Origin of the sequence: Spirosoma aureum, assembly GCF_011604685.1 — a bacterium.
Taxonomy (GTDB): Bacteria; Bacteroidota; Bacteroidia; order Cytophagales; family Spirosomataceae; genus Spirosoma; species Spirosoma aureum.
On record NZ_CP050063.1, the window covers coordinates 4,630,744 to 4,651,715 of the forward strand.

The 20,972-nt window shown below is 47.0% G+C and carries 15 protein-coding genes; 10 read left to right on the forward strand and 5 right to left on the reverse strand.

From position 1 onward, the window contains the following. Positions 1-107 precede the first annotated feature (107 nt). Positions 108-1,367 carry a BamA/TamA family outer membrane protein gene (locus G8759_RS18240; protein ID WP_167210450.1) on the forward strand — a complete coding sequence of 420 codons (1,260 nt, stop codon included), beginning with the start codon at positions 108-110 and terminating at the stop codon, positions 1,365-1,367. A 9-nt stretch (positions 1,368-1,376) separates the two neighbouring features. On the opposite strand, the gene G8759_RS18245 is transcribed toward G8759_RS18240, so the two are convergent. Beyond that, positions 1,377-2,252, reverse strand: a complete 876-nt coding sequence (locus tag G8759_RS18245; protein ID WP_167210453.1) for a mechanosensitive ion channel family protein — start codon at positions 2,250-2,252, stop codon at positions 1,377-1,379. Between the two features lie 114 nt (positions 2,253-2,366). Between G8759_RS18245 and G8759_RS18250 the strand changes: the two genes are divergently transcribed. Beyond that, positions 2,367-3,545, forward strand: coding sequence for a cysteine desulfurase family protein (locus G8759_RS18250; protein WP_167210456.1), 1,179 nt, complete (start codon positions 2,367-2,369; stop codon positions 3,543-3,545). Positions 3,546-3,622: 77 nt separating this feature from the next. On the opposite strand, the gene G8759_RS18255 is transcribed toward G8759_RS18250, so the two are convergent. Then, the gene (locus tag G8759_RS18255) at positions 3,623-4,216 is read right to left on the reverse strand and encodes an NAD(P)H-dependent oxidoreductase (RefSeq protein ID WP_167210459.1); all 594 of its coding nucleotides are present in this window, start codon (positions 4,214-4,216) and stop codon (positions 3,623-3,625) included. Positions 4,217-4,653: 437 nt separating this feature from the next. Here G8759_RS18255 and G8759_RS18260 point away from each other — a divergent pair, with 437 nt between their 5' ends. The 4 genes from G8759_RS18260 to G8759_RS18275 all read left to right on the forward strand — a co-directional run bounded on the left by G8759_RS18260 (position 4,654) and on the right by G8759_RS18275 (position 10,961). After that, positions 4,654-6,843, forward strand: a complete 2,190-nt coding sequence (locus G8759_RS18260; RefSeq protein ID WP_167210462.1) for a sensor histidine kinase — start codon at positions 4,654-4,656, stop codon at positions 6,841-6,843. Positions 6,844-7,063: 220 nt separating this feature from the next. Further along, positions 7,064-7,969: an alpha/beta hydrolase gene (locus G8759_RS18265; RefSeq protein ID WP_167210465.1), complete on the forward strand. Its 906-nt coding sequence runs from the start codon at positions 7,064-7,066 to the stop codon at positions 7,967-7,969. A 422-nt stretch (positions 7,970-8,391) separates the two neighbouring features. Next, the gene (gene gnd, locus G8759_RS18270; protein ID WP_167210468.1) at positions 8,392-9,846 is read left to right on the forward strand and encodes a decarboxylating NADP(+)-dependent phosphogluconate dehydrogenase; all 1,455 of its coding nucleotides are present in this window, start codon (positions 8,392-8,394) and stop codon (positions 9,844-9,846) included. Between the two features lie 188 nt (positions 9,847-10,034). Then, complete coding sequence (locus G8759_RS18275) at positions 10,035-10,961, forward strand: retropepsin-like aspartic protease (RefSeq protein WP_167210471.1); 927 nt, start codon at positions 10,035-10,037, stop codon at positions 10,959-10,961. 245 nt (positions 10,962-11,206) lie between these two features. Here G8759_RS18275 and G8759_RS18280 read toward each other — a convergent pair whose 3' ends face one another. Continuing rightward, positions 11,207-12,334: a trans-sulfuration enzyme family protein gene (locus G8759_RS18280; protein WP_167219074.1), complete on the reverse strand. Its 1,128-nt coding sequence runs from the start codon at positions 12,332-12,334 to the stop codon at positions 11,207-11,209. 341 nt (positions 12,335-12,675) lie between these two features. On the opposite strand from G8759_RS18280, the gene G8759_RS18285 reads away from it, so the two are divergent. Together G8759_RS18285 and G8759_RS18290 are read left to right on the forward strand one after the other, a co-directional pair. After that, positions 12,676-14,319, forward strand: coding sequence for a DUF1800 domain-containing protein (locus G8759_RS18285; protein ID WP_167210474.1), 1,644 nt, complete (start codon positions 12,676-12,678; stop codon positions 14,317-14,319). 41 nt (positions 14,320-14,360) lie between these two features. Beyond that, positions 14,361-15,869 carry a DUF1501 domain-containing protein gene (locus G8759_RS18290; protein ID WP_167210477.1) on the forward strand — a complete coding sequence of 503 codons (1,509 nt, stop codon included), beginning with the start codon at positions 14,361-14,363 and terminating at the stop codon, positions 15,867-15,869. A gap of 15 nt (positions 15,870-15,884) precedes the next feature. Here the strand turns inward: G8759_RS18290 and G8759_RS18295 are convergent, their stop codons facing one another. Both G8759_RS18295 and G8759_RS18300 read right to left on the reverse strand, forming a co-directional pair. Next, positions 15,885-18,533: an ABC transporter permease gene (locus G8759_RS18295; RefSeq protein ID WP_232073859.1), complete on the reverse strand. Its 2,649-nt coding sequence runs from the start codon at positions 18,531-18,533 to the stop codon at positions 15,885-15,887. Further along, positions 18,530-18,865 carry a PadR family transcriptional regulator gene (locus G8759_RS18300; RefSeq protein WP_167210480.1) on the reverse strand — a complete coding sequence of 112 codons (336 nt, stop codon included), beginning with the start codon at positions 18,863-18,865 and terminating at the stop codon, positions 18,530-18,532. Before G8759_RS18300 ends, G8759_RS18295 begins: the two co-directional genes overlap by 4 nt. 210 nt (positions 18,866-19,075) lie before the next feature. Between G8759_RS18300 and G8759_RS18305 the strand changes: the two genes are divergently transcribed. Both G8759_RS18305 and G8759_RS18310 read left to right on the forward strand, forming a co-directional pair. After that, positions 19,076-19,915 (forward strand): crotonase/enoyl-CoA hydratase family protein, encoded by an 840-nt coding sequence (locus tag G8759_RS18305; RefSeq protein WP_167210483.1) that lies wholly within the window; start codon positions 19,076-19,078, stop codon positions 19,913-19,915. 134 nt (positions 19,916-20,049) lie between these two features. Then, positions 20,050-20,958 carry an SDR family oxidoreductase gene (locus G8759_RS18310; protein ID WP_232073860.1) on the forward strand — a complete coding sequence of 303 codons (909 nt, stop codon included), beginning with the start codon at positions 20,050-20,052 and terminating at the stop codon, positions 20,956-20,958. The last annotated feature ends 14 nt before the right edge of the window (positions 20,959-20,972 follow it).

Sequence of the window (20,972 nt, forward strand, 5' to 3'; positions counted from 1 at the left end):
TGTCCACGACAAAGCTAGTTCGCTGAACGGGTTCTGTTTAAGGGCTAAATGAACGGAATGTTAAGCGATTCGGTTGGCCGTAATTAGGACGACCAACTCGAGAAAATATGTATAAGCCGGTTTTCGGCATTTTGAGGCAAAGGATATTGAGCCGGTTTCTGCTGGTTAGTTTTTTATTGAGTCTACAGGCAACTGCGTCGATCTACGCACAGGTTGATTCAGTGGAATTATCGAATGAGCAATTTACTACATCACGGCCAGATACGTCTGCCGATATCTGGGACGTATATTACCGATTCATCAATAGGAAAGGTCACCGGCCAGCCGAACGCGAACAACCCGGATTCCATCCATCGATTTTTCCGGAATTAGCGTATGCGTTGCAAACCGGTTTTGCCGTGGGGTTGAATGCGAATCTGGCCTTTACAAGTGCTGATCCTAAGCAGAATATCTCGATCATAACGACAACTCCGCAATACACACAGTTCCATCAGGTTATAATCCCTGTCGTGACGAATCTCTGGACGAAAGGGAATCGCTACAATATCCTTAGCGACTGGCGGTATTATGATTATTCGGCCGACAATTTCGGGCTGGGTGGATTTGCACCCGCTGAAGCCGATGACCGACTTATATACTCCTATCTGCGATTGCACCAATCGGTTATGCGGCAGCTAGTGCCTAATTTCTCAGTCGGCATTGGGTATGCCCTCGATTATCACTGGCGCATCCGCGACCAGAATAATACGCCACAAGTGAATGATGACTTTCACAACTATAATGCCACAGAACGTTCTGTTTCGTCGGGACTCATGTTTAGTGTTCAATACACAACCCGCAGGAATCCCAACAATCCAGAGGGGGGATTTTTCGGAAATGTGATGGTGCGGCCAAATATGCGTTTTCTAGGTAGTGATCAGAACTGGCAGGCTGTTGTCGCCGACTTTCGAAAGTATGTTTCGTTTCCTGGAAACACGCGTAATATCCTGGCATTCTGGAGCATGAACTGGTTAAGTTTTGGCGGGCAGGCTCCTTATCTGGATTTGCCCAGCACGGGTTGGGATACGTATTCAAATCTGGGCCGTGGTTATACGCAGGGTCGGTTTCGCGGCCGAAATTTAGTGTATCTGGAAACCGAATACCGTTTCCCACTGCTCACGAATGGCTTGGTGGGAGCTGTTGTATTTGCCAATGTCCAGGCGTATAGCGATTGGCCGAGCAATGTATTCGACCGGCTCTTACCGGGTGGAGGAGCTGGCCTTCGTATCAAAGTTAATAAGCACTCCAATCTGAATTTTTCCTTCGACTACGGTTTCGGCATTGGTGGATCGCAGGGGTTATTTCTTAATTTGGGTGAAGTTTTTTAAGTAAATCAGCTATTTATCCGATTGCTCTGGCTGGGGAGGAGTCAGTTTGTGTTTCAAATCGAAGGTTTGACCCGCAAAAACTATCAGAATCTGGTTTTCGTCAAATGTTCGTTTTACCGCCATCATCGCTTCACTGAGTGCCGCCTGAGGACTTGTGGAATTGTTGATCCAGAACCAGAGTACAAACTGAACATTGGCGTCGGCAAAATTCCGATAATGTAATTCGACCGGGCGATCCCTCAACACAAAGGGAAGACGGCTGATGGCTGCTTTAGCTACTTGCTGCGCCTTGGGCAAGTCATCTAAATAGGAGACGCCTGCTGCCAGTTCAACCCGTCGCTGGCCAATACGGGAAAAGTTGGTAATAGGCTTCTGGAATACGTCTTTGCTGGGAATTTCTACCGTTTGCCCCTGCCCATTGTCAATCACAATCGAACGGAGTTTAATGTCCAGCACTTTCCCCGTATAACCATTCGTTTCGACCACATCGCCAACCTGAATTGGCCGGGCGAAGGCAATCATGGCACCCGAAATAAAATTGGTCGTCAGATCCTGAAACGCAAAGCCAATTGCCAGGGCAATAACGCCTGCTCCTGCCAGAAGTGAAGTTACGGTCTTATCGAGTCCCAATACACCCAGCGCTACAAAAAAACCTACGGCCATTACAAAAACGCGGGTAACGGCTCCGGTAAGGTTGATGAGTGAAATGTTATTACTGACCTTATCCAGTCCCCGCACCACCCAGCGACTTAGCCAGCGTGATAGAAACGTAAACACAACCAACAGTAAAATAGCTACTGCTATTTTGGGGGTAAAGCGAATCGCAGTGCGAATCCAGTTTGACAGTTCAGCATAAATCAGTCCGGCGGCAAGTGAAAAATCCATAGAATGTATCGTGGTGGTGAAAGGAGAACGTCAGAGGTTCGGATTGTGTTTCGTCATTACGGCGGTTAACTGTACCTTTGTGGTATTGATAGTTGCCTCTATAATCAACAAACAATGACTCCTACCGCTGCTGTATACCTGGATAATGCTGCTACCACCCGGCTCGATCCTGAAGTTTTAGACGCTATGTTGCCCCTGATGACTGAGCAGTTTGGCAATCCTTCGTCTATTCATAGTCACGGTCGAACCGTCCGTACAGCTATTGAAAAAGCACGCAAAACGGTTGCCGGATTACTGAATACATCACCGGCCGAAATTTTCTTTACATCGGGTGGTACCGAAGCCGACAATACCGCCATTCGGAGTAGTATTGAAACTTACGGACTGACTCACGCCATCACGTCGCCATTGGAACACCATGCTGTGCTGCATACGCTCGAACATTTAGCGAAGCGGGGAACCATTCAATTAAGCCTGGTAAATATCGACGAAAAAGGTCATATTGATCTGGCACATCTGGAAACATTGTTGCAGAACAACCGCAACGCTGGCCAGACCCGTTCACTGGTATCGCTGATGCACGGAAATAACGAGATCGGTAATATCCTGAACCTGACTCGGGCCGGAGAAATTTGCCGGGCTTATGAGGCTATTTTTCATTCCGATACGGTGCAGACAATGGGCCATTTCCGGCACGATCTGCAACAACTACCGGTCGATTTTATCGTTGGTGCTGCTCATAAATTTCACGGCCCGAAAGGGGTCGGCTTTCTCTACGTCAATGCTGAACGCGCAAAAATTCATCCCTTTGTTCATGGGGGAGCGCAGGAGCGTAACATGCGCGGAGGTACCGAAAACGTGTACGGAATTGTTGGACTGGCCAAAGCGCTGGAAATTGCTTACCGCGATATGGATACGCATCGCCAATACATAACGTCACTGAAACGTCGGATGATTGAGCAGCTTCGCGAAAAGATGCCGGATGTGCGATTTAATGGCGATTCAGCCGATGTGGAAGCTAGTTTATATACCGTTCTGAACGTTAGCCTGCCTGCCTCCGACATGAGCGATATGCTCCTATTCAGTCTGGATATTGCCCGGATTTCGGCATCGGGTGGTTCTGCCTGTTCGAGTGGTTCGAACGTTGGTTCACACGTACTGTCGGCGCTGCCAGGACTTGATCCCGACCGTGGCTATGTCCGATTCTCATTCGGTAAATACAATACGCCGGAAGAAATTGATTATGCCGTCGATACGCTGGTCGGCCTTTATCAGAAAGAATTGGTGAAATAACCAACGTAAAAACCAGAAGCGGGGAAAGTATCTAAACGATAGCATTCCCCGCTTCTGGTTTTTAGACTATCCTAAATCTATTCCACTGGTTCACTGATGATCCAGCGATGAGCCACATTTAGGGTGTAGTGAAGAAACGCCCTTGCGGTTCGCTCATAGACTTCGTGGCCAACAAAATGTCCGCTTTCATCCAGATTCTTATCGGTTTCGTGTGATTCATACAGTTTTGGCGAAACAATGGAATAGCTGTTGGTAAAACTAATAGTCTTATTAACAACTGTCGTCATGTCTAAAGCGGGCTGGCGGCCACCCCGACCATTGGAAATGCCAACCATCACAAAAACTTTATTGTCGAACAGGTGCTTAAATGTAGGAACACCCAGTTGATGAACCACATTAGTGGCTTGCGGTGGGGCAGTCCAGTTATATTCAGGCATAGCGAAAAGTACCAGATCTGCCGCTTCCCAGGCATGAATCAATTCTTCCTGAAAAGGGGTCAGTGTATCTTTTTTAACCGAACCCTGACCTACATAGGGAATATCGTAATTCTCGAAATTAACTATTGAAACCTCATGTTGCCCAACTTCAGCCAGCAGGTGCCGGATGTAGTTGACGAAGCGCAGTGAATTGCTGTTTTTGCGCGACGAGGTAGAAATTAAGGCAATTTTCATTTGTCAGGTTGCTTCTATGCCTGAGAAACCACAGTGATAAGGGTTTAGTTTCTTGAGGGCTCTGCACTCCTTTTGCAATCGTTATGGCCGAATGTGGGACTATTGGGTAAATTGTCTTAGTAAATGCAATTATCCCTGCGTTCAATTTATTTCAGGATTTGCCCGGTTACCAACGACCGACGTGTCGCACTTTACGAGATTGGTCTACATAATCAGCCCAGTGGCTTAAATCATTAATACATACAGCGCAGTGTGCTCAACGTGAAGGAGTTGCCAATTGATTTGCCGGGTAAAAAGGTGCTTACGGTTGATGTCGCTAAACTTCCGGTTGAAAGCCTCACCTGATCAATTCATACAACCTTAGCTTGAGCGAAGCGTTAAGTCTGACCAATTTTAGGGCATCCTTACTATTGTCAGGCTATCGACTACCAGCTACTATGCGTTTAATTTTTGGGCTATATCTACTTTTTGGCTTATTCACCCTGCCCGCCCTGCAGGCTCAACCAACGGCCGATGTGCTTACCCTGCCGTTAGATGAAATACTGCCCGATGAATACTGGCGATTTAAAGCGGGAAACAACCCAGCCTGGGCCAGCCCTTCATTCAATGATCGGCAATGGATAAACAGCTCGCCCACATCCCTATTACTTCAGAATCAACCACTTTGGCAGACTGGACAAGGATGGTTTCGGTTGCCGTTCCGGATCGAAAAGCCGCTGGTTGGCCTCGAGTTGCAGCTTAACATCAACCAGTTTGGCACGTCCGAGTGGTACCTGGATGGTCGTAAGATAGCGACGCTCAAACCATCAGTTAAGGGTTGGGCGGCATCCCAGCGAACGCTGCAAACCCTTTCGTTTCAACTGGCCGATACCAATCAGCACCTGCTGGCGGTCCATTACAGTTTCCAGCCCGAACCCGTCTACTATGCGGCTACTGGCCAGGAACCCTTCGAGATAACGGCGTATATAGCCAGTCAAGCGAGCCAGTCGATGGTGAACTGGCATCGCCTGATCACAGGCTTGACATTCTGCTTACTGAGCGTATTTGCGCTGCTGAGTGTGCTTCACCTGCTGTTTTACAAGGCGAATCCCAGTCAGGTGGTCAATAAATGGCAGGGCCTGGCGATGCTTTGCCTGGGATTGGGTACGTTACTGGATGCTCTGGGTGATTTTCCGGTAAATTTAACGACATATTCCCTGATAAGTCTGGTCTGCGAACTGACCTGCTATTTAGGGTGTGGCTTCCTCCTGAGGGCAGTGTATCAGTATTTAAATCAACCTGTTGGCTGGCTTTTTCGGGTGCTTATTGGGAGTCTGGTCGTTATCTTCATCTACAGTCTATGGATTGATAACCCATCCAGCATTCTGATGTCGGTGGTACTATGCACACTACTATTCGACTATGTTCGGGTTAGCTGGCTGGGTAAAAAGCAGGCAACAGCCGACGCCCAGCTTCCCTGGAAATCCCTCAAGGTGGCCTTCTATGCCTTACTGGGAAGTCCTCTTGTCCTGATTCTATTAATCGTGATGGGCCAGAGCGAAAACCTCGATGTGTTTGTGTATGTGACCCTGCTCCTGGTGGCGGTGGCATTCCTGAGTATTCCGCTCGGGTTTTCACTCTCCCTGGTCAGTGACTACACACAAACCCACCAGGCTCTGCGCCAGAATTTGCAGCAAGTGGAACAGCTTTCGCGGCAGACCCTGGCCCAGGAGCAGGAGAAGCAGTACTTGCTGGCCGAGCAGAACCAAACCCTCGAACGACTGGTGCACCAGCGCACGGCTGCCCTGGAAGAGTCGCTGGGGGAATTGCGCAGCACGCAGCATCAGTTGATTCAGGCCGAAAAAATGGCCACGCTGGGCAAGCTTACCAAAGGCATTGTCGACCGCATTCTTAACCCACTCAACTACATCAACAATTTCTCCCTCAACGCTCAGGAACTGCTCCAGGAGATGCAGACAGCGAATCAGAAATACCTGGCAACGATTCCCGCCGAAGAACAGGACGATCTGAACGATACGGCAACGATGCTGGCCCAGAATCTGACCAAGATCCATGAGCATGGCAACAGCACCGCCCGTATATTACAGGATATGCGGAAATTACTCAAAGAGCGTTCGTCAACTTTGGTGGTCACGGACTTAAATCCTTATGTGACGCAGCATATCGACACGGCGTTGCAGAAGGCGAAGGCTAAATATCCTTCGTTATCGGTTCAGCTTGACCTCCAGCTCAGTCCGCAAGCGACTCCAGTGCATTTGCTGCCGGTTGAGTTTAGTGAAATACTGGCCAGCCTGGTCGATAATACCTGTTACACACTGGCCGAAAAGAGTCATCGGGAAAAAGAATTTGAAGCACGGCTGGAGGTTAGAACGCAGGTCGTCAATGAGCAGGTGCAGCTTCAGGTTCGTGACAACGGGCGGGGAATTCCGGCCAGAGAGGCCAGTCAGTTATTTAATCCATTCTTCACGACAAAGCCTACGGCCAAAGGAACAGGTCTGGGTTTGTTCATGAGCAAAGATGTGGTTGAGTATCTGAATGGCCAGATGCAGATTGAGTCGGTGGAGGATCACTACACCGAGGTAACAATTCTACTGCCGCTCTGTGGAGAAGCGCTAAATGCTGCTTGATAAGCCGGTAATAACGTATTAGATCATAAAGATATGCATTCATTCCAGACCTTTCGTTGCAAGCCGTGCAACGGTTTATTCGGGTAATTAGTAACCGTGGTATAGCTCGAAACGAAAGGCCTGAAACATGATTTCAACTAGAATTTTCAGTAGCATTCGGCTCCTGTAAGCTTTACATGACGCTACTTAATGGCCACAAATCCCAGCTTATTTTCGCCGAATGATCAGGACTATTTATTTATTCGCCATCACCTTGATGTGGGGTACTACCTGTTTGGCACAACAGGAAATCCCGTTATATCCTGGCTCCATCCCGAATGCCAGAGAAACCCCAGACGAAGAAATCAGGCGAGCCGATCATGTGGTTTCTCAGGTGTCCCGTCCTACACTTTCCGTCTTTCTTCCTCCCAATGGGAAAGCTAATGGGACGGCCGTTATTATTTGTCCTGGTGGTGGTTATGGTGTTTTGGTGATTAAACGCGAAGGTTATGATGTAGCTGAAGCGTTTACGAAAATGGGCATTACCGCTTTTGTGTTGAAATATCGGTTGCCAAGCGATAAAACCATGTCCGACAAATCCATCGGTCCGTTGCAGGATGCTCAGCAGGCTATAAAAATGATACGGCAACGGGCTGCTGAATGGAAAATTGACCCGAAAAAGCTGGGTATAATGGGTTTTTCGGCTGGTGGGCATCTGGCCGCAACGGCCGGAACGCATTTTTCAAAATCATTGATCGACAATCCAGGGAACGTCAGCCTTCGGCCCGATTTTATGATACTTGTTTATCCAGTTATCAGTCTGTCTGAAAAAATGGGACATTCGGGTACCCGAACAAATCTATTGGGAATCACCCCCAGTCCTGAACAGATCAGCCAGTATTCCAACGAAACACACGTAGAAACGTCTACTCCACCAACGTTCCTGACCCATGCGGGTGATGATAAAGTTGTACCGGTTGCGAATAGTCTTGTCTTTTATGAAGCCTTACAACGTCAGGGTATTCCAGCTGACTTGCATCTGTACACCAAAGGAGGTCATGGGTATTTGAAAACCCCCGCTTTTGACGAGTGGTTTGGGCGTTGCCTGCATTGGCTTTGGCAAATGGAGATAACGCCACAGCCCTGAATTTGGAACTGTTACAATCCTGACGCAAGACTGTTGGCCATTGCCTACGATCACATGACGTTTAAACAGTAACAGAATCCTGCTCTTGTATAAGCCAAAAAAGGCTGCAGCACAAGTCTATTACGTACTTTATGGGGAATCTTCGACCCCGACGGGCTAAACATGCATTTGTATCCGGTTCGATTAATCAACCAGTTTTGCCATACATTTGCGAACAGGATGTTCATAACTTTGCCGGGCAGCTATAGCTTAAGCAAGACATTTCGGGTCAAATCTATTTGAACGATCATTATTGAGGGAATACTATTCATTGCTGGCTGAGCAGAAGCTGAGGGTGTCGGGTACATGAGTAGGAGAACTGGTAAGCAGGTTTTACTATCAACAGGTATTTTTAAAAGTCTAATTCAATAAAGTAAATCATAATGACAAAATCTGCAGATATCGGCTTAATCGGTCTAGCCGTAATGGGTGAAAACCTTGTGCTTAACATGGAGAGCAAGGGGTTTACCGTAGCTGTTTACAATCGAACAGTTGAGAAGGTGGATAAATTTATTCACGGAAGAGGAGCTGGGAAAAACTTCATTGGCGCCCATTCCATTGAAGAATTGGTCGCTTCTCTAGAACGTCCCCGTAAGGTGATGCTACTGGTAAAAGCTGGACAAGCCGTGGATGATTTTATTGAACAGATCATCCCGCATCTGGAACCGGGTGACATTATCATTGATGGTGGTAATTCATACTTCGTAGATACTATTCGCCGTGCCAAATATGTAGAAAGCAAAGGTTTTCTTTACATCGGAACGGGTGTTTCTGGCGGTGAAATTGGTGCATTGCATGGCCCTTCCATGATGCCGGGTGGCAGTGTTGAAGCCTGGCCAGCAGTGAAAAATATTTTTCAGTCGATTGCGGCAAAAGTTGACGATGGTACCCCCTGCTGCGATTGGGTAGGGAGTGACGGTGCCGGCCACTTTGTAAAAATGGTGCACAACGGAATCGAGTATGGCGATATGCAGATTATTGGCGAAGCTTATCAGGTCATGAGAGATCTGTTGGGTATGAGTGCCGATGAGATGCATGAAGTATTCAAAAAGTGGAATACTGAAGAGCTGGATTCGTACCTGATCGAAATTACAGCTGACATCATGGCCTACAAAGATGAGGATGGCAAACCGATGGTGGATAAAATTCTGGATACCGCCGGCCAAAAAGGGACAGGTAAATGGACTGGAACTGCCGCTCTTGATCTTGGTATTCCATTAACCCTGATTGGAGAATCGGTCTTCGCTCGTTTTCTATCAGCGCAAAAAGACATGCGGGTAGAAGCCTCAAAAGTGATCAGCGGCCCCAAACCCACGTTTACTGGTGACAAGGTACAATTGCTGGACGATTTGAAAATGGCACTTTACGGTGCTAAAATCATTTCGTATGCACAAGGGTATAACCTGTTTATGGCTGCTGCCAAAGAGTACGACTGGAAACTGAATTACGGCGATATTGCCCTGATGTGGCGGGGTGGTTGCATTATTCGCTCTGCGTTTCTCGGCGATATCAAAAAAGCATTTGATACCAATCCAGAACTTCCCCATCTATTACTTGACGGTTTCTTCAAACAAAAAGTTGAAGGAGCGCAGGACGGGTGGAGACGTGTGTGTGCTGCCGCTTTAATCAATGGTATTCCGGCTCCTGCGCTTACATCGGCGCTTTGTTATCTGGATGGTTTCCGGAGTGAGTGGCTACCCGCAAATCTGTTACAGGCGCAACGTGATTATTTTGGAGCGCATACCTACGAGCGGATCGACAAACCACGTGGCCAGTTTTTTCATACAAACTGGACAGGTGAAGGTGGAGATACAGTTTCGACGGCTTACAATAGCTAAACGATTGATTGATAAAGGGTTATCGCTAGAGTTCAATTACAGCAGTACTCGCTGGCAATCGTTGTATTTCGATTTGATAAACCGTAGGGGTCAGGTTATTCAACCTGACCCCACTTAATTAACAGCTAAAACAACTCATGTTTACCCCAAATTAATTGGCTAAATCGTTATTTAATTCTTAACTGAATATGTGTACGTTAAAACTTTATGTGCTTTTCCTTTGCACCGTTTTGTGTCAGTCAATTTTTGGGCAGGAAATAAAACAACGAACTGAATCAGCGAGGAATTATGAGCTTCCTTTTCAATTAACGGAGTCGAATAATCTTTCTGTACAAGCCATATTGAATGAAATTGATACGATAAATTTAATGGTTCATACGGCCGCTAATTCTGTTACATTGACCGAAGAGGCCATACAGAAATTAAAAAGCTTGAAATTTGCGGGAACCGATAGTGTAAAAAGCTGGGGAGGAGGAGGCAATTCATCAAGATTCAGTAATGGCAATACGCTGCAAATTGGCGAGCTAAAATGGGAGGATGTATCGATATGGGAAAATAAGAATTCAGGACCAAAAACAGATGGGAAATTTGGAATAGATCTTTTTGCCAACAAAATCATTGAGATTGACTTTGAAAAAAAACTATTAACACTCTATAACAGTCTGCCAGCTAAAGCTGCTACGTTTGAAAAACTCAACCTAACAAATGAAAATGGAAATCTATTTCTGGTAGCAGGCTGTGAAATAGGTGGTCAATTATTTAGAAACAAATTCTTACTACACTCTGGTTATTCAGGGACTATTTTATTGGATGATAAATTTACTGATGAATCTAAAATTGATGAAAAAGTAAAGATTATTGCTGAGAAAGAATTGAAGGATTCATTTGGAAATCTATTAAAAACTAAAAGAGGAATTTTGCCATCCTTCTCGATCGGTAGTGTGAAATTATCAAACGTACCAGTGGGATTCTTTAAAGGAGCAATTGGGCGGCAAAAGATGAGTATAATTGGCGGAGATTTATTGAAAAGATTTACTTTACTAATTGATTCACAGGCAGGATCAATTTATTTAAAACGAAATAACCTGGCTAAAGTAGAGTATGCCAATAGTTAGGCTACAACCTGAGCCCTTTGAGAATTAGTGGGGCATTTGCTCTAAATTAATTCAACACTCTTTATAAAAAAATCTAAAGAAGGAATGTGGATTTTTTTCAGTCATCAACTTTTGTGGCATATTCACAAGACTAAACTATAATTGATGACTGAAAAAAAATGTTCTCCTGTGCAAGACCATTAGGACACTATGGACTCGCTGTACTCAATGTCAACTTTACTATTTTGTCAGAAATGACTCAGAAACTAGCGGAGTGCATCCAGGGCCTGCGCCAGATCGGCAATCAAGTCTTCGGCATGCTCAAGCCCAACCGATACACGCAACAGGTTATGAGGTGTTGCTGAAGTTGGTCCTTCAACGCTGGCCCGGTGCTCAATCAGACTTTCTACTCCCCCCAGGCTCGTTGCCCTGGTGAATAAATGAAGCTTTCCGATAAATTGGAGGGCTTCGTCGGCTCCTCCTTTGACCTGAATCGACAACATAGCTCCCGGCCCATTCATTTGCTGTTGTATAATGGCCCGGTCTGGGTGATTTGGTAAACCCGGATAGTGTATTGTCTCAACAGCCGGATGCCCATCCAGGAACTCTGCGATAGCCTGAGCCGTAGCGGTTTGGGCCCGAACCCGAACACCCAACGTCTTGATTCCACGACTGATCAACCAGCAGTCAAAGGGCGAAGGTACTGCACCCGATAGCCCCTGCAACGTGCGGATACGTTGCGCAAACTCATTATCGCGCTTAAAAATCAGTGCCCCACCTAAAACATCACTATGCCCACTCAGATACTTGGTGGTCGAATGCATGACGACATCACAATTGAAATCGAAAGGTCGCTGAAGAGCTGGAGTTGCCCAGGTATTGTCACAAATGCAGATGGCTCCCGCATCATGTGCCATACTGCTGATAGTTAGCAAGTCGGTAATTGCCAGCATGGGATTCGATGGCGTTTCGCACCAGACAACTCGGGTATTTTCATGAATGGACTGTTGCACGGCATCAAGATCTCTCATATCAACCCGCGTGTAGGTTAAGCCCCAGGGGTGAAAAACCTGTTCGAGCAGGGCTGGCGTTCCATAATAAGCATCAGCAGAAAGCACAACATGATCGCCCGGACGTAACGCCTGAAACAAAGTCATTGTGGCAGCCTGGCCTGATGCGAATGCCATACCAACGGCTCCGCCTTCGAGTGCGGCCAGGGCTTTTTCAAGGGCTTCGCGGGTTGGATTATTGGGGCGAGTATAACCATAGTTGGCTGATAACTCATTCGCTTCATTGCGGGCAAATGTGGTTGATAGGTAAATGGGCGGAATAACGGCTCCAGTGGTTGCGTCGGGCTGGTGAGTAGCGCGGAGGGCGAGGGTATCAAAATGAATCATAGTTGTATGGATTGAGTCAGCTATCCATCAAGATTAGGAACGACTCTGAAAGCAGAGTGCACCGAATGAACCATTATTTGATCGCAATCATTCCTGAAAACCCGGTTCGTTAAGAATGTAACGGGATCGATCCTTCTGAAAATGGGTATGAAAGACAGGTTAATTGTCCTATTTACAAAGGATAGAGTAATTGTGAACGATAACTGAAAATTATAAGATAATAGCGAGTTACTATTTGGTATATCAGACGTTTATGATCTAATTTGTTAATTATATGGTCTAATTTTATCGCAACAGGAGATCTATTTAACTCCACTAAAAATAAAAATTCAGCCTGAATGCCAAACCTGGACCCGTATACGACACCTCTGACAGTTGAGAAAGCTGCACACCTGCTCAGACGGGCAACGTTCGGTCCAACCCAAACCGAACTGACAAATTTTACGGGCATGACGGCTTCGCAGGCGGTGCAGCAATTGATTAGTAACGCCAATTATTCTCCTCCACCCCCGGTTGATATCGATAGTACGAAGGCCACGGCTGGACAAACGTATCTCGACAAACCGTTTAATGGGGACCGTAATTTTGACTTCGGACATTATCTGCGTTACTGGTGGCTGGGGCTAATGACTTCCCAGACTGCTCCTCCGAGTTTACTTGATAAACTGACGCTTTTCTGGCAGAATCATTTCGTGACGACCCGCGAAGTAGTTGACGATTACCGCTTTGTGAATCAGTATCTGTTACTCCTACGCAATAACGCCCTGGGAAACTTTCGGACACTTGTTACAAAAATCAGCAAGGAACCTGCCATGTTGCGCTACCTGAACGGGAATGAAAATGAATTAGGTAAACCAAACGAAAACTATGCCCGTGAACTTCAGGAACTCTTTACGGTAGGGGCCGTTGACTTTGCCGGGAATAAAAATTATACAGAAGATGACGTAAAAGCCGCTGCTCGTGTGCTTACTGGCTGGAAATACACGAATTACTGGGTGGTAGGGTCGACGAGTTTTGGGACAACGTTTACCAACAGCAAGCACGATGCGACCAACAAAACGTTTTCAGCTCATTACAACAATACCGTCATTGTTGGTCGCGCAACCGCGCTTTCGCCCACCGTTACAGCAGGTGACGCCGAGCTGGACGATCTGGTGACCATGTTGCTGAATCACCCCCAAACGTCCCGGTTTATTTGTCGAAAACTATACCGCTGGTACGTTAATCCCAATGTCACCCAGACCATTGAAGACAACGTAATTGTGCCACTGGCACAGTTTTTTGCGAGTTCGGGGAATAACTATGCGATTCAGCCGGTTATCGTGAAGCTGTTGACAAGTCAGATTTTTTTTGATGATTCCAACCGGGGAGCCATTGTAAAATCACCCGCCGACATGGCTGTTGGATCGCTACGCTTCTTCAACCAGCCCGTTCCGGATATGACAACCGACTACTCGGCTTTTAATACCTATTTCAGCTTTGTTTTCTGGCGCATGCGTGATTTACAGATGGCTCTGATCGATCAGCCATCGGTATTTGGTTATGAACCTTATTACCAGACTGGTTATTCGAAAATCTGGATGAACACAACGACGATTGCTCTTCGTAGCGACTATACCGACGCGTTTATCTGGCGATGGCTTGAGGTAAAACCAGGCTATAAAATGGGCATCGATCTGCTGGCCTGGGCAACATCGTTACAGACAAATTTCTCCAATGTAGCCGGAACACCAGCCATTTCCTGCGCGGATGTGCAGGCCGCTTTTTCTAAAAACCTCTTTGCCATTGAGTTGCTTCAAACCCAGAAAGACTTTTTGATCGATGCCATTATGATGCAGGGGATTCCGCGAACATCGTGGACGTTTGAATGGAATGCCTATCGCAACGCCCCAAATGATATCAATAAAAGGAATGGTGTAACGTGGAGGCTACAAAACCTGATGAAGTATATGCTACGCATGGCAGAATACCATATTTCCTGAGCGTTTCATGACTTAAACCCAATTGCCAACCTGTTCTTACGATGAAACGCAGAGATTTTTTAACGGCGGCTTCGGCTAGTGTGCTGCCTGTGTTGTTGGATGGATTTGGGGTAAAGGCCATGGCTCGCCAGTCGGCCTTAGTACAATCCTTATTGGCGACAACCGCGCTCAATAGCGACCGGGTTTTGGTAATTGTTTACCTGAATGGGGGCAACGACGGGTTGAATACTGTTATTCCCATCGATCAGCTAAGTGCCTATAATGGGTTGCGGGCTAATATTGCGATTCCACAAAACAAGATTCTGACGCTGGATGGAAATGCGGCTACAGGGCTACATCCGGCCATGACCGGCATGCGCGACCTCTACAACAATGGTAAATTGTCCATTGTTCATTCGGTATCCTATCCGAATCCTGATCAGTCTCATTATCGCTCAACCGACATCTGGATGACGGCCGTCGACGCCAGCCAAACGTCAACTTCAGGCTGGGCTGGCCGCTATCTTGAGAATCAATATCCAGGATATCCGGCGGGTTACCCTAACACGCAAATGGAAGACCCGCTGGCTATTCAGATCGGTTACCTGACATCAACGGCGCTGCTCGGTAGCCAGCAGTCGATGGGCATTGCGCTTAATGATCCGAACAGTTTTTACCAGCTGGTCGGGTCGGGCGATGCAACGTCACCGGGCGACCTACCCTGCTGCGATGCCGGTGATCTGATTGCCTTTATTCGGAAGCAGCAGTCGTTGTCGGTCGGATATGCCGCCGAGATCAAACGGGCAGCCGATGCAGGCAGAAATCTGGCTACCTATCCTGACGATACGGCCAAAAATTCACTGGCTGATCAACTAAAGATTGTGGCCCGACTCATCCACGGTGGGTTAAAAACGAAGATATATTTTGTGTCGCTGGGCGGGTTCGATACCCATTCGACCCAGGTAGACAATACTGATGTGACCAAAGGCGAACATGCCAGCCTACTGGGAAAACTATCGACGGCTATAGCAACGTTTCAGCAGGATCTGAAACTACAGGGACTCGAAGATCGGGTAGTTGGCATGACATTCTCCGAGTTTGGCCGACGGGCTAATTCCAATAATTCCCAAGGGACCGATCATGGCGTGGCGGCTCCCATGTTCGTTTTTGGTAATAGTCTCAAGCACCGAACCATTGGTCAAAATCCAGATCTGGCTAACCTGCCGGGCCAGACGGGCAGTAAAGACATTAACATGCAGATCGATTTTCGGCGCGTTTACACCGATATCCTGAATGATTGGTTTGGTACGGCTCAATCAACGACCAACAACCTGTTATTCCGCGAATTTCCGACCGTGTCCTTGTTTTCTGATACGGTCGAAACGCTAGCATCCGGCAATTGGATGGATCAGTCTAAATGGACTGTTGGCCGTGTGCCTTTCGCCAACGAGTACGTTAAAGTGAATGCCGGGCACACCATGACGGTCAACCAAACTATAACCGTCAAACAACTTCGGCTAAATGGAAAAATCAACTTTACCGGACCCTACACGATTCGTATGACCGGGTAGGGACCAGAATCTGGTCTATTCGCTCTTCAATACAGTTGCCGGATTGCTCCGGGCGGCTTTTAACGTTTGTGAGCCAATCAGTAAAAAAGCAATGACCATGACCACCAGTACACTAGTCACCAGTTCGGCCAGACCAATTGGTTGATGGTAAGCGAATTTGGCCAGAACAACCTTATCGAAGAAGAGATATGTAGTGGGGAGGGCGATAAGCGTTGCAATTACGAGCAGGAGCAAAAAACCTTTGCTCAACAGAAAAATCAGCCTGCCTTCGCTGGCTCCCAGTACTTTACGAATGCTGATTTCCTTGAGTTTGGTTTCAGTTGTGAACACGACCATCCCGAACAACCCCATCGATGCAATGCAGATAGCAAGGAAGGTGATGAATCCAATTACTTTGACCATAACTTCAAACTGTTTGTAGGCTTCCTCAATCTGGTCGTCGTAGAATTTAGCGTCCAGGGGATGAATCTTATCGATTTTCCGCCACGCATTGTCAATACTGGCCACGGTTGTTGGCAAGTTTGTCGATTTTATTTTGACATTCAGATACCCACCGTTGTCTCCGGTATAATAGCGGAATACCATAGGTTCAATCTTGTTTTCCATGGTTCCGTAATGGAAATCTTTTAGTACGCCAACGATTGTCAATTTCTTGCCATCCATCGTCACCATTTCGCCCAGCGCTTTCGTCGGATTACGATTTGCAATGTTGAATCGTTTTAATACCTGTTCATTCACAATAACTTCTGTTTCCGTGCCATTGACGGGTCGGGTTCTGAAATTTGTTCCAGCGATGAACTTATGTCGATGCAACGGCAGATGCCGGGCATCGACCATATTGAGCCAGACACCGGCCGAATCCTGTGGATTTTTGTACTTCATCGACGATCCGTTCAGGCTCCCCAGGCTGGTAATCATCATTGATTGGGAAATATCGCTGACCTCCGGTATTTCAGCTAGTTCCTTTCTCAGTAACTCACTTTTGTTACCCTGCATCCGGATGTTCAGAATATTTTCGGTAGTAAAGCCTAAATCGAACGAGATAAACCCCCGGTATTGACTGTAGCCGATTAGTGTTGCTGTAATAAAAATGAGCGAGAAGGTATATTGAATCACAATCAACGCTTTACGCAGGCTGATGTGCCGAAACATTTTGAGCGATGACGCATCTTTCAGGACCTGAATGGCCTGAATTCGTGAGAAAAACAAAGCGGGTACAAACCCGGCTGCTATTCCAACCACAACGGCAAGGGCCAGAAAATAAAGAATAATTTGGGGTGAAAGATCGAGAGAAACAAGGTTATCTAATTGTGGGGCAAGGGCAAGGAACTGGGTTCGCAGCACAAGAAAAATGCCCAGCGAAAATAACAGTGCAAGTAGCGAAATGATCACCGACTCGGCAACAAACTGACCCAGCACATGACCTTTCAGGGCACCAACGATTTTGCGAATGCCAACTTCGCGCGAGCGTCTCATTGAACGGGCAATCGACAGGTTGGTGTAATTGAAACAGGCTGATAGAATTACCACAAAGGCAAGCCCTGCCAGAATCCAGACTACTGGTATGGGTACGCTGGCACCGATCTCATTGACATAATGTGCGCCTAAAGCGATTTCGCCTAACGGCTGGAGTGACAGGGTAATTTTACGGTTTTGAATACCTGCGTTTTCGGCTGCACTGAGTTTATCCAGATTCGCCTGGATGGCTTGCTGATTCGCATTTTCGGGAAGAACCAGGTAAACATAGTTGGAGTAAATACTTTTCCAACTCAGCAGGTCGCCATCTGCATCGGCTTTTTGCCCGAGTATAGACGCGAAGGAAACCAGGGCTTCAAACTGGATGTGCGATAGTTTGGGAATGTCTTTTACTACACCCGTGACCGTATAATTAAGGGTATCGAACCGTACGGTTTTACCCAGTGCGTCGGCTTCTCCAAACAACTTTTTTGCGGTTTTTTCAGTCAATACCAATGAATATGGGTCGCGTAATGCAGTGGAAGGATCGCCCTTTATAATCGGGAATGTGAAAACTTTGAAAAACGATTGGTCTGCCCAGGTAGCGGCAATCGGTATGATGGTTTTCTCATCGATCCGGGCATCTCCCTGAAACTCCTTTCGGAGTAGGGTCATCGCTTCAATGCCGGGTATTGTTTCCCGAATTCGGTTTCCGGCTTTAATCGATGTGGACGCGAAATTCATTTCGGGCTGATCGATAATTTCATTTTTTGTAAGAATGCGGTACATCCGGTCCTTTTTTTCATGGAAATCATCGTAGGAAAGCAAGTCGGTCAAGAAGGCGATCACCAGCAAGCCGACCGACATGCTGACCGCCAGTCCAATAATGTTGATGGCCGAAAATAATTTGTTGCGTACCAGACTGCGCCGGGAAGTTTTGAGGTAGCTGCCAATCATAAGCCAATGGACTAAAAGGTTGAGGAATTCAGGTTTACGAACTGTATATAATCGGAAGAATTTTAGGACATCGATCACGTAAATCAACCGGGCTCGTTTTAAGCCTTTGGTTTTCAGATTTCGCTCGAAGTACTCATTCAGATCGCCCTGCAAATCTTCGAGCAGGTCGGCCCGGCAGTACCAGATTAGCAGACGCTGGGCCCAGCGGGGCGGGAGAGGAGATTCATTGTTTCGGTGGATCGGAGCTTTCATATTGAGCCTTCCAGATTAAATCCAGGAATGATACGCCAGAGCGATTCACGAACATCTTTGGCCTTGATCAGGGCGACTTTACCCGTGTGAGTCACCTCATAATAGCGTTTGCGCTTACCGCCCCGCTCGCTGGTAGATTCGCCTAATTTACTTTTAACCAATCCTTTTTCTTCAAGCCGGTTCAATACCGCGTGTACAACACCTAGCTTCGCTGCTCTGCCTGTATGTTTTTCTAATTCGTCGCAGATAGCCACACTGTAAGCGTCAGAAATCAGGGCAGCTATTGTCAACAGGACTAATTCTTCAAATTCTCCCAGGTTGGTACCTTTCATTGACCCGTTCGATTGGTTGTACAAAATTGATTAACTCTTTAAATGTATGTAAAATAGTTTTATTAACTCAATATTTGTATGTAAAATATTTTTTGGCTCAATAAATAGAGTAAACCACGGGCAGTTTGGTCAGATATACACGCTGATGTTTGCGTTGCAATTGGTAATTCTACTACCTTTACGAAAACTGTATGCAAGCATACTATTGCTATGGAATCTACTTATAAAGCCTTATCACTTACTGATGCTGGCGGAGTAATGACGGTCACTTTACTGGGACCAGGTAAAGGAAATGCTATGGGCCCGGAGTTTTGGGAGGAGCTTCCCAAAGCAATGGACGAAATCAATCGTAGGCACGACATCCGGTGTATAGTTTTTCGGGGTAGTGGCGAACATTATAGCTACGGCCTGAATCTGCCGCAAATGATGCCCAGACTGGCTACGATGACAACCGGTACAATTGTAGCGCACCAGCGCACCGATTTAATGGCACAGATTCGACAAATGCAGTCTGGATTTCAGAAAATGCATGAGACGCCGAAGCCCGTTATTGCAGCGGTGCATGGCTGGTGTATTGGTGGTGGCGTCAACATGATTGCGGCTGCTGATATTCGTCTCTGCTCCCGCGATGCGAAGTTCAGTCTTCGTGAAGCCAAATTGGCCATTACGCCTGATATTGGCGGTTTGCAGTTTTTACCAACCATAATCGGCCAGGGTTTTACGCGCGAAATGGCCTTTACGGGTGCTGACTATGATGCCGCTTTTGCCGAACGAATCGGTTTGGTTAATCACGTATATGACACGCCAGACCAACTTTTTGACGCTGCGGCTACACTCGCCCGCCAGATTGCCGATAACCCCGCAACGGCCGTACAGGGGGCCAAACGGGTACTGAACTACAGTCTGAATAAATCCATTGAAGACGGATTGCAGTACGTGGCTGTCTGGAACTCATCGCAACTTCAGTCCGATGATTTCAGCGAAGCCATTCAGGCCACAATGGAAAAACGCAAAGCAGAATTTAATAAGAAGACAAATCGAGGTTATTAATGATTGAAGAATAAATGAGTGAAAGAGTAAATGGTGAAAGGGCGACTAGCTAATCAGTTTTACATCACCCTTTCGGTTGCTCATTCGCCTTTCACTCATTCACTCATTCGCCTTTCACTCATTCTCCCTTACCAATGAACACGACAGGAATGCTCCGTGATGGAGCTATGCAGGGTAAAACGATAATTGTTACGGGTGGCGGAACCGGTCTCGGAAAATCAATAAGCCGGTATTTAGTGCAACTGGGGGCTAATGTCACGATTTGCAGCCGTCGGCAGGCAGTTATCGACGAGACCGCGCACGAGCTAATGAACGAACCCGGACGACCCGTTGGTGCCGGGCAGGTGCTGGCCATTGCCTGCGATGTTCGCAATCCGGCAGAGATCGAACATGTGATCAGTCAGACGATTGAGAAATTTGGTCGAATTGATGGATTGCTCAATAATTCGGCTGGTAACTTCATCAGTCCCACCGAACGGTTGTCGTATAAAGCGTTTGATACCATCGTGGACATTGTTTTACGAGGCACTTATTATTTCACGCTGGCGGTAGGTAAATACTGGATCGAGAATAAGATTCCCGGCACTGTGCTCAACATATCAACGACCTATGCAACAACTGGTTCGGGCTATGTTGTGCCCTCGGCAGTTGCCAAAGGTGGTGCGCTGATCATGACGAAATCGCTGGCCGCCGAATGGGGAAAATATGGCATCCGGCTCAATGCCATTGCGCCGGGTCCATTCCCAACAAAAGGCGCATGGGATCGATTGTTTCCCGAACCACTGGCCAGCATGATGGACCCCACCAGCCGCATTCCGCTCAAGCGTGTGGGTGAACATGGCGAATTAGCGAACCTGGCAGCTTACCTGCTGTCCGATTATTCCGGTTATATCACGGGCGAAACCATAACCATCGATGGAGGAGAAGTACTGGCTGCTGGTGAGTTCTCACACCTGGAGCAGGTGTCCTCTGAACAGTGGGACATGATCGAGCAAACCATCAAACAGGCTAATCGTGCCAGTAAGAAAGAAGGGCAGGGGTAAGGGAGCGCCTAAAC